The sequence below is a fragment of the Calditrichia bacterium genome (genome assembly GCA_020634975.1).
In the GTDB taxonomy this organism is placed as follows: Bacteria; Calditrichota; Calditrichia; order RBG-13-44-9; family J075; genus JACKAQ01.
Genome location: JACKAQ010000002.1, coordinates 314,583 through 327,590 on the forward strand (window position 1 = coordinate 314,583; position 13,008 = coordinate 327,590).

10 protein-coding genes and 2 pseudogenes are annotated in these 13,008 nt (G+C 43.7%); 11 read left to right on the forward strand and 1 reads right to left on the reverse strand.

Annotation, left to right across the window (positions count from 1 at the left end; genetic code table 11):
• Window positions 1-82 precede the first annotated feature (82 nt).
• Window positions 83-904: a response regulator gene (locus tag H6629_15645; GenBank protein MCB9069230.1), complete on the forward strand. Its 822-nt coding sequence runs from the start codon at window positions 83-85 to the stop codon at window positions 902-904.
• A 70-nt stretch (window positions 905-974) separates the two neighbouring features.
• Window positions 975-1,400, forward strand: a complete 426-nt coding sequence (locus H6629_15650) for a hypothetical protein (GenBank protein MCB9069231.1) — start codon at window positions 975-977, stop codon at window positions 1,398-1,400.
• Window positions 1,401-1,435: 35 nt separating this feature from the next.
• Here the strand turns inward: H6629_15650 and H6629_15655 are convergent.
• A pseudogene (locus H6629_15655) lies at window positions 1,436-1,821 on the reverse strand (hypothetical protein).
• Window positions 1,822-2,232: 411 nt separating this feature from the next.
• Between H6629_15655 and H6629_15660 the strand changes: the two are divergent.
• The 9 genes and pseudogenes from H6629_15660 (at window position 2,233) to H6629_15700 (ending at window position 13,008) form a co-directional block, all read left to right on the forward strand.
• On the forward strand, window positions 2,233-3,291 hold the full coding sequence (locus tag H6629_15660) for a cytochrome-c peroxidase (protein ID MCB9069232.1): 1,059 nt from the start codon (window positions 2,233-2,235) through the stop codon (window positions 3,289-3,291).
• A gap of 2,178 nt (window positions 3,292-5,469) precedes the next feature.
• The gene (locus tag H6629_15665; protein MCB9069233.1) at window positions 5,470-6,363 is read left to right on the forward strand and encodes an aldo/keto reductase; all 894 of its coding nucleotides are present in this window, start codon (window positions 5,470-5,472) and stop codon (window positions 6,361-6,363) included.
• A 938-nt stretch (window positions 6,364-7,301) separates the two neighbouring features.
• Window positions 7,302-7,817 (forward strand): hypothetical protein, encoded by a 516-nt coding sequence (locus H6629_15670; GenBank protein MCB9069234.1) that lies wholly within the window; start codon window positions 7,302-7,304, stop codon window positions 7,815-7,817.
• A gap of 1,428 nt (window positions 7,818-9,245) precedes the next feature.
• Complete coding sequence (locus tag H6629_15675; protein ID MCB9069235.1) at window positions 9,246-10,286, forward strand: beta-lactamase family protein; 1,041 nt, start codon at window positions 9,246-9,248, stop codon at window positions 10,284-10,286.
• 62 nt (window positions 10,287-10,348) lie between these two features.
• Window positions 10,349-10,716 (forward strand): annotated as a pseudogene (locus H6629_15680) (DUF2200 domain-containing protein).
• A 745-nt stretch (window positions 10,717-11,461) separates the two neighbouring features.
• Window positions 11,462-11,695, forward strand: coding sequence for a hypothetical protein (locus tag H6629_15685; protein MCB9069236.1), 234 nt, complete (start codon window positions 11,462-11,464; stop codon window positions 11,693-11,695).
• A gap of 519 nt (window positions 11,696-12,214) precedes the next feature.
• The gene (locus tag H6629_15690; GenBank protein MCB9069237.1) at window positions 12,215-12,385 is read left to right on the forward strand and encodes a hypothetical protein; all 171 of its coding nucleotides are present in this window, start codon (window positions 12,215-12,217) and stop codon (window positions 12,383-12,385) included.
• Complete coding sequence (locus H6629_15695) at window positions 12,363-12,737, forward strand: hypothetical protein (GenBank protein ID MCB9069238.1); 375 nt, start codon at window positions 12,363-12,365, stop codon at window positions 12,735-12,737. The genes H6629_15690 and H6629_15695 overlap by 23 nt, the downstream gene beginning before the upstream one ends.
• Complete coding sequence (locus H6629_15700; GenBank protein ID MCB9069239.1) at window positions 12,727-13,008, forward strand: hypothetical protein; 282 nt, start codon at window positions 12,727-12,729, stop codon at window positions 13,006-13,008. The genes H6629_15695 and H6629_15700 overlap by 11 nt, the downstream gene beginning before the upstream one ends.

The window sequence follows — 13,008 nt, forward strand, 5'->3', positions numbered from 1 at the left end:
TCAAATTTTAATACATCTGACAGTAATTAATGGTTCTCGTATTCTAATAGAACTTATTTGCTGCACAAATATTTAGGAGATTATGGAGCAAATGGAAAATCTCAGAATTTTAATTATTGAAGACAATGAGGATGATGCCACATTATTATCATTACTATTAGGCAAATTAACTTTTTACAACCTGAATATAAAATGGGCAAATACTTCAGAAGATGGCATTGTGAATGCCGTACAGTGGAATCCACAGATTGTTTTTGTTGATTATAGATTAGACACTTTGAACGGTCTGGAAGTTATACGAAAGATACAACAACACAATCCCGAACCGGATTTAATTTTAGTCACCGATTATGCAACTGAGTCTATCTTGGCTGAGACCATTCAATACGGCATAGATGATTTTGTGGTAAAAAATAAACTATCGATCAATTTACTGGATGAAGTTGTCAAGCGTTCGCTTCTTCGAACAAAAAAGCGAATCAAGCAATTAAATGTTCTGCTGGTTGATGATAATTTAGATGATCTGGAATTGATGTCAACCCTGTTTCAACGGTTAAAAAGTTGGAATTTTAACATCGAGGTTGCCCAAAGCGGTCAGGAAAGCTTGCAAAAGGTTGAAAAAAGTCAACCGGATATTGTATTTATTGATTATCAGCTTGATGGTTATATTCGAACAGATTTGATAAAGTCTATGAATAAAATTGCTCATAGCGCTTCGTATGTCTTAATCTCAAATCATGATAGTCTTGATATGTTATTAGATGCGTTGAAATCCGGCGCAACCGATTTCGTTCCAAAAGAAAAATTGAGCATGGAATCACTTGAAAATACGTTAAAACTACTGATCAATAAAAAAATGAATTTTATAAATGAGGAAATCAAAAAAGAAAAGCGAACTGCTTAAGCATTAAATAAAACGGAATAAAGTTAGTGAACTGCACCTGATGGTTTGGGAAGTCGCGCCGGAACGATACATGAATAATGAAACCATACTGAAATACGCCTTACTTGCCGGAGCTGTCTATTTTTGTTGTGTGTCCATTGCTCATTTTACCGGCACCAAAATCCCCGGTTTATTTGTGTATTACAACATTCCGTCCTACCAATACCAGGATACCATCATTGCTTTTCTGGCGTTTGGCTGGTCTGCATTTTTATATGCAGGTTCTCAACAGCCGGAGATCATTCGACCCATCTTGTTATCCGCTTTGGTAGCGTTGGTCGGCTTGATTTACAATACCGTATCAACCGATTTTGATGCTATAACAGGTGCTGCAACCGATTCAACCCCATTCTGGATACAGATTTTCTTACTCAGTTGTTATGCCGGATGGCTTTGGGTGTTTGCAGCCAGAACAGGTTTAAAACGCTCAGCCTACCCAAAGGATTCCCGCACCTGAGAAATATGACGGACGAATTTTTTCTAAAAAGATTTCTATACGGTTGACCATCTAATCAGGTCATCTTTCCATTGCCATTCCAGATATGCCAATCCGCCCACATACAATCCTTCTCCCATTAAATGCATGATGCCGAATATGGATATCGTTTCCATAAAATGCGTCAAAAATATAAAGCAGAGACAACCCCAAACCGCGTTTGCCGATACCAAAATGATGATGAGTCGTTTACTGCGCTTTTTAACATGGCTAACGGTGTTGAATATGACCCGTAAGCGAGATTTACCGCACCCATGAAGATGATAAATTCCTGCGGCAAGTTATACCATTTGCTCAACCATGCGCTGAGGAACAACACAATAATTCCGGCGGCGATTGCGCCCAAACCGTCTATCCAGAGGATGTTCTTTTCAATTTTGATGCTCCATTATGTATTTGTGTGATGGTGACACATCGTTCGACACGCCGAATTTAAGCCGGAAAATGAATTATCGCTATGAAGCCTGAATATATTGTCTGTAAATTATTTCACAAAAGTTGAAAGTTGAAAGAAAGTTAAAAGCTAACAGCTAACAAAACAGCTAACAGCTAACAGCTAACAGCTAACAGCTAACAGCTAACAGCTAACAGCTAACAGCTAACAGCTAACAGCTAACAGCTAACAGCTAACAGCTAACAGCTAACAGCTAACAGCTAACAGCTAACAGCTAACAGCTAACAGCTAACAGCTAACAGCTAACAGCTAACAGCTAACAGCTAACAGCTAACAGCTAACAGCTAACAGCTAACAGCTCAACAACCAAATGCATCAACTAAGAAACGGAGTAATACCATGACTCAAAAACCTTTGTTGGCATTAACACTTATGCTGGCTGTGTTTTTCGTGATGGGCTGCGGAAATCAGCAGCAGCCGGCGGTATCCAAAGTGAACATCCCGGCGGAAAAACTCAATCCCTACCAGCCGTTACCGGATATCGTCATTTCGGAGAACAATCCGCTGACACCGGAGAAGATCGAGCTGGGGCGCATGCTCTATTTCGATAAACGCCTCTCCAAAAGCCATGAATTCTCCTGTAATTCCTGTCACGATTTAAAAACTTATGGCGTGGACAATTCCCCGGTTTCTACCGGTCACAAAAACCAGACCGGCACCCGAAATTCGCCGACGGTGTATAATGCTGCCGGACATATCGCGCAGTTCTGGGACGGTCGCGCGATGGATGTGGAAGAACAAGCCAAAGGACCGGTGCTGAATCCGGTGGAAATGGGAATGCCCAGCGAAGCCCGGGTAGTGAAAACCCTGCAATCCATGCCCGGGTATGTGGACGCTTTCCGGAAAGCTTTCCCGGATGAGCCAAACCCCATCACTTTTGACAATATGGCTAAAGCGATCGGCGCGTTTGAGCGGAAGCTGATTACCCCCTCGCGCTGGGATGAATTCCTGAACGGCAAGGAAACCGCCATTACCGATGAGGAAAAAAACGGGTTTATCAAATTTGTGGAAGTTGGTTGTGTGGCTTGCCACAACGGACCGTATCTCGGCGGCAACGCTTTCCAGAAGCTTGGGCTGATCAACAACTGGCCCGGCAACGAAGATCCGGGACGCCTGCTGGCAACCCATAACGAGCTGGACGAAGACAAATTCAAGGTTGCCAGTTTGCGCAATGTTGAAAAAACAGCGCCGTATCTGCACGATGGCAGCATTGCAGATCTGGAAACGGCGGTTAAAATGATGGCGGAATACCAGCTCGATCAAACCCTCTCCGATGAAGACAGCAAAGCGATTGTGAGTTTCCTGAAATCGTTGACCGGCAAACTGCCCGAAGCCTATATTCAGGAACCGGAATTGCCGGAAAGCACGCCGGATACACCGCTGCCCGAAATGGATTAATCCCGGCGCAGATTCGCGCAGGGGTCGCGCATATGTGCGATGCGGTGTTTGCTGCGGATTTTCGCGGATGGATGATTTACGGCGTTCCAGGCAGGAGCCTGGCAGTATAAAAAGTCCCCTTCTTTTTCAAGAGAAGGGGTTGGGGGGGATGAGTATCTGTTTGTCTTTGTTGCCGCGGATTTTTGCAGATGTTCGCGGATGATATAACGGATTTCCAGGCAGGAGCCTGGCGCGAGGTGGGAGATGGGACGGCGTTTCAGGCAGGAGCCTGGAACGAGGAGGGAGCACCAGCATTCCAGGCAGGAGCCTGGAACGAGGAGGGGAGGACGTTTTTGCGGATAGTGGGTTACCGCTGAGGGTGATGTTTGTTTACTTGTTTAATAATTTGGCACAGGTTATATTGTATCTGTGGGTGACGATACTGATTTACCTTGTGTAAAATTATAAGTGACGTATCTACAGTTGTGAACGCAAATTCAGGTTTTTTAACTTCCTCATTCCGACACGTTTTTGTTTTGTTTCCAGATTGCTGCTATACACCCACATACGTGGCGATAACACGTCATCTCTTCTGTTATCATTTTGCACCGCTCAACAACAACAATTGCATCGCGCAATTGATTTATATACAAGCTTTTACCGGTTTTACCGGAAACAAATGTTTGTATTGAGAACCTGCCTAGGAAAGAGGTGCATTATGGTATCTTTTATCATTTTGATTGCATTTATCGCTTTTGTGTGGAATCACTTCGATTTTAAAACATCAATAATTACAGTCGGTTTTGTTCTCTATGGTTCTGCGGGGATTTTGCGTAGGGATCGAACATCTGCGTTCCGGTGTTTGCCGCGGATTTTCGCGGAGGGGCGCGGATGAAACAAATGGCATTCGAGGCAGGAGCCTGGAACGAGGCATAAAAAGCCCCTTCTTTTTCAAGAGAAAGGGGTTGGGAGATGGGTATCTGTTTGTTTTAATTGCCGCGGATTTTCGCGGAGGAGCGCGGATGATTTAACAGCGTTCCAGGCAGGAGCCTGGAACGAGGAGGGACAAACTGCATTCCAGGCAGGAGCCTGGAACGAGGTGGGGAGGTGGGAGGTTGAGAGCAAACTGCATTCCAGGCAGGAGCCTGGAGCGAGGTGGGAGCAAATGACATTCCTGGAAGGAGCCTGGAATGAGGTGGGGAAGACGTTTTTGTGGTTACGGGGTTACGGTGGAGATGAAGTTTGCTCTTTACTTGTTTAATAATTTGGCACAGGGTTATATTGTGTTTGTGGGTGACGATGCTGATTTTCCTTGTATAAAATCATAAGCGACTTATCTATTGTTGTGTAATCAAATTCAGGTTTTTAACCGTCTCATTCCGACTTGTTTTTTGTCCTGTTTCCAGATTTCTGCTATACGCCCACATACGTGGCTATAACACGTCATCTCTTCTTTCTTTATTTGCACCTTTTAACAACTCCAATTGCTTCACGCAATTGATTTATATACAAGCTTTTACCGGTTTTACCGGAAACAAATGTTTGTATTGAGAACCTGCCAAGGAAAGAGGTGCATTATGGTATCTTTTATCATTTTGATTGCATTTATCGCTTTTGTGGTTTGGGGAATCACTTCGATTTTAAAACATCAATAATTACAGTCGGTTTTGTTCTCTATGGTTCTGCGGGGATTTTGCGTAGGGATCGAACATCTGCGTTCCGGTATTTGCCGCGGATTTTCGCGGAGGAGCGCGGATGATTAGACTGCGTTCAGGCAGGAGCCTGGAACGAGGTGGGGGCGTTCCAGGCAGGAGCCTGGAAACAAAGCGTTCCAGGCAGGAGCCTGGAACGAGGTGGAACGAGGTGGGAGATGGGACGGCATTCCAGGCAGGAGCCTGGAACGAGATGGTTACAGGCAGGAGCCTGGAACGAGGTGGGATGTTGCCTGGAACTGGAAGGAGGGAATTTAGCAGAATTATGTCTTGAAAATATAAAGGGGGCTAAATATATTAAGGGCAGCTTTGTTAACTGTTCGGAAATATGTCGAAGCCCCATCGCTGACAAGTGATTTTATTCTGCACCTGCCACTACCAAAAAAAAATCAGTTTTATATAAATATCTTAACCGGGGAATATTTTGAAACAAACAACAACATTAGGACGCAGCACGCTGGAAGTAAACCGTATCGGGCTCGGATGCATGGGCATGTCTGAATTTTATGGCTCGTTTGATGAGAAAGAATCTATCAAAACCCTGCATAAAGCGCTTGACATGGGGGTCAATTTTTTCGACACGGCAGATATGTATGGTTCCGGGGCGAATGAACGATTGCTGGGAAAAGCATTTAAAGGGCGTTGGAATGACCTGATTTTAGCCACCAAATTTGCCGTGATGCGTGGGCCGAATGGTGAGTTTCTTGGACTGAACGGCAAGCCGGAATATATCCGGCAAGCATGTGACAACAGTCTCCGGCATCTGGGCGTCGAGGTGATTGATTTGTATTACATGCATCGAAAAGACCCATCAGTGGAAATCGAAGAAATTGTAGGAACAATGGCGGAGCTGGTCAAACAGGGAAAGGTGAAAACCATTGGACTTTCCGAGGTTGATCCGGAAACCCTCAGAAGAGCGCATGCCGTTCACCCCATAACTGCCCTGCAAACCGAATATTCCCTGTGGAGTCGCGAACCGGAAAATGAACTTTTTGATGTTTGCAAAGAACTGGGCATCACTTTTGTGGCATACAGCCCTCTGGGACGAGGATTTTTGACCGGCGCTATAAAAAGCCGTGCTGATCTTGAACCCGGCGATTTTCGGTTAAACAATCCGCGTTTTACGGATGAAGCCATCAAGAAAAATGTAAAGTTTGTTGAGGTTATTGACCAAATGGCGCAACGCAAAGGTGTTAGCAAAGCGCAAATTGCTTTAGCCTGGATATTGAGTCAGAACGATGATATCACGACCATTCCGGGTACCCGGAAAATTCATCGGCTGGAAGAAAATCTGGGCGCATTTCAAGTGGCGTTAACCCCTGCGGAGCTTGCGGAAATTGAAGAAAATACCCCTCAAACAACCGTTGGTGAACGGTATTAACCGTTTTATGGGTGTTGGATTGATTTGAGCTGAAAAACCGGCTTAACCGCAGAGAACGCTGAGCGCGCAGAGAGCCCTGAGGTGTTTGTTTTTTGTTAGTTTTATTCTCAGCGGTCTTTGCGCGCTCTTGCCGAAGGCACCACTTTGTGGGCGGTTAACAAAAATGAAACTAACCTTTATTGAGAATTGCTATAGACAGTACGCCCCTAATGGGGCTAATTGCACAAAGCAACGGACCTCACCCCCGACCCCTCTCCTTAAAGGAGAGGGGCGCAAGAATTGAAATGGCTATATGTATGTCACCCTTCCGGGAATTTTTTTAGCGCCAGATAAGGTTGCGGAACATCGTAGATGAAAGAGCAGAAAACATGTCACCCCTCCGGGGATTTTGGGGTGTTTTGGGTATTGTCGAGCTATAAACATGTTACCCCTACGGGGTTTGTCTGGTTTTATTATCTGCTTAGCTACAGACAGTACGCCACTGACGGGGCTAATTTACAAAGCAACGGACCTCATTTCAAACCCCTCTCCTTAAAGGAGAGGGGCGCAAGAATCGAAATTGTATTGTTTGAAAAAACGCCGTAGGTGTGACCTGTTTGTGGATGAAAGAGTTATAAACATGTCAGCCCCTCCGGGGTTTTGGGTTGGGCGCAAGAGGTATTGTCTAGCTATAAACATGTCACCCCTCCGGGGTTTTGGGTTTGGTTTTTTTATATTACTTTACAGAAAGTATGCCCTAATGGGGCTAACAGCTATAAAGCAACGTGACCTCACCCCCGACCCCTCTCCTTAAAGGAGAGGGGGCAAGAATCAAAATTGCATTTGTTGAGTAAACGCCGTAGGCGTGACCTGTTTGTAGAAATGTTAATTCCCAAGACAATTGAGCGCCGTGGGTGCGGACAATTGTTGTTGGGTGCAAAACCGTAAATTAATTTGCTATGGATAAACAACACCTCGAAAACCTGCTGTTTAAATGGGACAAAAAACATACGGACTATTTAAAAAGCATTTATCGCGCTAATATCCACAATCCTTCCTTTATCCAATTATTGATTGATCTGTATTTGACCAATACGCCATCAGAACTTCCGGCAAGTTGGCTGATCAAGCATTATTGTGACGCCGGCGAAACATTGACGCAGGTTCAGGTTGAACAGATTTTAAACAACCTTGACGCATTAACGGATTGGGGCAGCCGGCTTCACATCCTTCAAATCATCCCAAAAATTCAATTAACAGAACACCTCGCAAGGCAGATAGAACCGGAAATACGGAAGCTGCTTACATCTGATAACAAGTTTGTAAAAGCGGCTGCATACGAAGCCTGTTTCGAGGTTGTGCAGGTAATTCCGGCGTTTAGGGATGAATTTAAACGGATTTGCGAGGGTGTTTTTTGTGCAAGCGAAAGTGCTTCCGTAAGAGTTAAAATAAAAAGAATATTGAATAATTTATAGGCGATTGTTAAGATCGGCTGTGGTAAATACGGGCTAAGGTCTGGCAATAAACAGGTCACTCCTCCGGGGTTTGTTTGTAGAAATGTTTATTCCGATGGGTTTGCCGTTTTGGACAATTGCCCCTGAAATATAATAATATAAACATGTCACCCCTCCGGGGTTTTAAAGGTTTTGGGGATTGTCGAGCTATAAACATTGGTATCGTAAAAAAAGTGGACACAAAGTTGAGCTGCTAAGTTAAAATGTTTATTAACAGAACCGGGGTTAGATAGCCAATAGCTTGGTCTTTTGTTATAGAAAAATGTAATAAAAATACTCTGTTTTTCACTTTTAAATGCCGGAAATTGTCGAGTTTAAAGAACTAAAGAAACTTTCTGCCGGGGTTTGTCTGCCCTTTTTATTATGCTGCTTAGCTGCCGGCAATAATTCGCTGGTGATGGGCTAATTGCCCAAAGCAACGGACTGAAAGATCAACCCCTCTCCTTAAAGGAGAGTCCCAGGCGCTTTTCAACGCGTTTAATTGCATTGGTCATTGCCGTAGGTTGTCTGGTGTTGAGAAATTATAAAGGCTATAAACATGTCTGATACCTCCGGGGTTTTGTGCGCAGCAGCGGTATTTCTGGACCAGATTTAAATATGTTACCCTCCGGGGGGTTTATTGTTGAATTTGCTTTGTTTGCAGCGAGCTTCTCTAAATCAATGTACGCGATTTTCACTGGGTTTATCTGGTAATTCACGAGTTATCTGCATAGGTGCTATAAAGGTTTTAACTATAAAGTGCATCATTGGGCTTTTTCCGGTCGCTTCCGGTGCAGTGCGAAAGCGCATAGGACCGGGATACATCCAGAACCCCCTTTTAAAGAAAAGAGCGGTGATTGCAAGAATCGAAATTGTTTTGTGTTGTAAAACGCGGTAGATGTGACCTGTTTGTAGATGCCAGTTCTTTTTTACCGATGGGTTGTAGCGCCGTAGGTGCGGACTTTGTGTTGAGGAATTATAAAGGCTATAAACATGTCACCGGCACCCTCCGGGGCCCTTTTACCCTTCGTGTTAATTTCTTCTTTTGACACAACCTCAGCGGGTATTGTCGAGCTATAAATCATGTCACCCCTCCGGGGTTTGTCTGATTTTTATTATCTGCATTAGCTATAGATGTTAACAGGCGCCACTGATGGGGCTAATTGCACTAAGCAACGGACCTCACCCCAACCCCTCTCCTTGAAGGAGAGGGGCGCAAGAATCGAATTGGCTATATGTATGTCACCCTTCCGGGGATTTTTTAGCGCCAGATAAGGTTGCGGAACATCGTAGATGTTCCATTATTGTAGTCACGGTATTACAAAACAGGTGTCCGACCCTCGTAGAGGGTCAATGGCTTAAATTCAGCGCGGCGCATCATTTACCAAAAAAATAAGGTATTGATAAAACATGACAAAAAAACAAACCATCCTTATTATCAGAATCGTATTATTTGTTGGCACCATCATTTCCCTGTTTTATGTGCCCTGGCCGTTGGTAAAGGCGTGGATAAAGCCGCTGCCGGATACGGTTCAGGAACAAGTCAATGAAGCCATCGGGCTTGGGTTTGACGGCATTATTGTTTATGTCGATCAGGGCGGAAAAGCGCCTGCTTTTTACGCTGCCGGCTGGAAAAACCGGGAAAGCAAAATACCCGCCGATCCGCATGCCTTGTTCAAGATTGCCAGCATCGGCAAACTATATGATGCGGTTGCGATCACCAAACTGGTCGGTGCCAAACGGTTGTCTTTGGATAAAACGCTTGCCGATTACTTTCCGGAACTGGCGGGACGAATTGAAAATGCCGAAACAATAACCCTGTCCATGATGGTGCAGCATCGCAGCGGTATTCCCAACATGACAGAAATCCCAAGTTTTTGGACAAATCCACCCAAAAACAGGCAGGAAGCGCTTGAGCGGGTGCTGGATTTACCGGCTAACTTTAAGCCCGGGGAAAGTTATGAATATTCAAACACGAATTATATGTTGATTTCCATGCTTATTGAAAAGGTAACCGGGCAAAGCCATTTCCAGTATATAAAAGCGGCAATATTGGACCGTCTCGGGCTAAGCAACACGTTCGGATCGATACATGAGATCAACATGGACGACCTGATGAGCGGGTACTACGTTGGCGTTGCGGAGGATATCAAGACGACTGACTATAGCTCATTGATCGCAACGGCAGAAGATGTGGGCATATTCCTGCGGGCATTAAACGATGGCTCATTGTTTGATGAAGGGGAACAGGAGATTTATTCCTCAATATACAAATATAAGCATACGGGGTTGATTCCCGGTTACCAGAGTATCGCAGAATACCATAAAGACATTGATGCGGTGGTCATTCAATTTACGAACACTACTAATTTTGACGGATACAACTGGAATTTATCGGAAATTGTGTATAACCGTATTGTGAAAATAGTGAGACATCAAACAAAGGGGTAGCGGCTGGATCTGTATACGCTCCATAGGATATGACAGAAAACAAGACAGGAGTCATTTGATATATGAGCAATACAAGCCATCACGATGAACGGATTGCCAACATGACATTTGCCTCGGTATATCCGCACTATGTTACCAAAGTCGAGAAGAAAGGCAGAACGACAGCAGAATTACACCAGGTCATTGAGTGGCTGACCGGTTATGATGAACAACAGCTGCAAAATCGCTTATTGAAGCAAAAGCGACCTTTGAGAAATTCTTTCAGGAAGCGGTATTAAATCCCAACGCCCACCTGATCACAGGCGTCATCTGCGGCTATCGGGTGGAGGATATCGAAAATCCCATTACCCGACAGGTGCGGTATCTGGACAAGCTGGTGGATGAATTGGCGAAAGGGCGCAAGATGGAGAAGATTTTGCGGAGTGCCTAACCGTTTTGCCACGGAGCCACAGAGGGCACAGAGATGTTGAGTGGTGCCTTCGGCATGAGCTAGGGAGGGCACAGAGATGTTGAACGGAAAGTTATAAAAACATTTTTGGGCAACGTGAGGGAAAACCTGACGTCACGCATTTTTGCCACTGTTTTTGCCACCCACGAAGTGGTGCCTTCGGCAAGAGCCGCAGAGGGGCACAGAGAATTTATTGGTTCGTGAGTAATTTTGAGAAATAACAAAGCTTAAAATATTGAATTATTCGTTCATTTCGGACCTCACCCTCTGCCCCCTCTCCTGAGCTCAGGTTTACCCACAAGTCAGGGTAAAGGGATTGGGAACAAATCATGTCATCATCCCTACGGGGTTTGGGGAGCATCGCGTGGCTATCAAAAAGTCTACAAACATTACACCGCTACGCGGTTTTGAAGATAAAATTCAGTTGTGTTAGCAGGCGAAACTCCGGAGGAGTGTAATGTTTATAGAAAAGCATCTTCTCTGTGATTCTCCGTGCCTCGGTGGGAAAAAACTGTTGATGCATAACCTCAGTTACTAAGTATAAACGTTTCAAACGCATGAGCTGCAGCCATGAACAGTAAATACCTGAATATCGCGCTGATCCTGACCTCATTTATGGGATACCTCGAATGGGGCGGCGGCAACAGCATGTTCCTGTGGCAGGGGTGAGATTGACATCATCGAAAAGCTGTTCACTCAACCCGGATCTGCCATTCACCCGTTTACCGTGCTCCCGTTATGCGGGCAATTGCTGCTGCTGGTTACCCTGTTTCAGCGAGCGCCTAACAAATGGCTGACCTTTGCCGGAATGGGCGGGGTCGGGGTGTTGCTGGTGTTTATGTTTATCATCGGATTGATCAGCCTGAATGCCCGGGTTACCCTGTCAACCCTGCCGTTTATTGTGACCGCCGTTCTGGTGCTGCGGCATCACCGGGCTTCACCGGTGGTTGGAAGTGAATGAGTTGGGTGTGGATTGGGAGCCTGGCTTCGAGGGGGATTAACCTATGGAGGAGGCAACAGTATTATATTAATGGTTGTTTACGCAATATTATGATCTATAATTGCTGGAATCCAGATTTTTTGTAGTATTTTGTTTAAACATCGTTAGATTTTTGTTTGTCTAAACTGTTATTTCTGCTATATTTCACTGTCATTATTGAGTTTTTGATTCACAAAATGATGTGTTCTTACCTTACTGGTGTAAGGTGGTTCACTCTAGTCGCATTCAAACAGAAATTTCTCTCAATCAGTAAACACAAAAATTTTCGCACCTTTCAACAATAACAATTGCGTGCTGCAATTGATTGACATACAAAATGAAGCCGGCGAAATTGGCTGTTTTGTAACCAAGTATCCGTGAGGATCAAAAAAGAGAGTTGTAGCATGTTAAGTAAAATTCTACTTGTCGCATTATTCGCTTTAATTGTTTTGGGAATTACAACGATTTTGAGACATCAAAATATATAATGAAGGTGAAATAATGAAAAAAGATAAAGATGACAATGCTTATATGAATGAAAGCATGAAGTTGTTTTACTTCTTTTTGTTTATTGCATTTATCCTATGGGCAGTTTGGTATTTTATTTTAAAATGGTTGATTCCTAATATCGAACATCAAGGATTAACAGGTGATCTTTTTTGGGGGTATTAACGCATTATTTACTGCATTTGCATTTGCTGGGGTAATATTTACTATTTTACTTCAAAGAAAAGAATTGAAATATCAGCGATATGAACTTGAATTAACGAGAGGGGAGCTGAAGCGATCTGCTGATGCTCAAACAAAAACTGAAATGAGTTTAGCTAAACAAACTGAAGCAATCGATAAAACTCTTAAAATCAACGTATTAAATGATCTCGTCAAAATTGTTGATGCCAAATTGAGAGTTGGACAGTTTACAGCCTCTGAACTTGCTGATCTAAAAAATAAAAAAGAAGTATATTTATCAAAACTTGAAGAAATGTTGTCCGATGAAATCGGAAAGGATAGTTATGTCATATGAAAATGAATTAATAAAAAAAAATAAAGCGAAGGCAAATCTCGAAGCAATGAAACAGATGACGGAATCTGAGAGAAGAATGTTCCCACCGTTAAGCTTTTTTATTGAAGATTATAATAAAATCCGCAAACTAGCTTTGCAAACAAATCCTTCGCTTGAGGGTATCTTCCCTCCAGAAATTAAAATAGCTGCTGATTATGCTGATACAGATATTTCTTACAGTGTTTTACAAGCTTACACAGATCAAATAGCAAGTCTTATTCAAAAAGGATAA

Excerpts from the sequence above, each read along its gene's own strand:
- H6629_15645 (MCB9069230.1), top strand. The coding sequence starts at position 83 with ATGGAGCAAATGGAAAATCTCAGAATTTTAATTATTGAAGACAATGAG.
- H6629_15650 (MCB9069231.1), top strand. The coding sequence starts at position 975 with ATGAATAATGAAACCATACTGAAATACGCCTTACTTGCCGGAGCTGTC.
- H6629_15660 (MCB9069232.1), top strand. The coding sequence starts at position 2,233 with ATGACTCAAAAACCTTTGTTGGCATTAACACTTATGCTGGCTGTGTTT.
- H6629_15665 (MCB9069233.1), top strand. The coding sequence starts at position 5,470 with ATGGGCATGTCTGAATTTTATGGCTCGTTTGATGAGAAAGAATCTATC.
- H6629_15670 (MCB9069234.1), top strand. The coding sequence starts at position 7,302 with ATGGATAAACAACACCTCGAAAACCTGCTGTTTAAATGGGACAAAAAA.
- H6629_15675 (MCB9069235.1), top strand. The coding sequence starts at position 9,246 with ATGACAAAAAAACAAACCATCCTTATTATCAGAATCGTATTATTTGTT.
- H6629_15690 (MCB9069237.1), top strand. The coding sequence starts at position 12,215 with ATGAAAAAAGATAAAGATGACAATGCTTATATGAATGAAAGCATGAAG.
- H6629_15700 (MCB9069239.1), top strand. The coding sequence starts at position 12,727 with ATGTCATATGAAAATGAATTAATAAAAAAAAATAAAGCGAAGGCAAAT.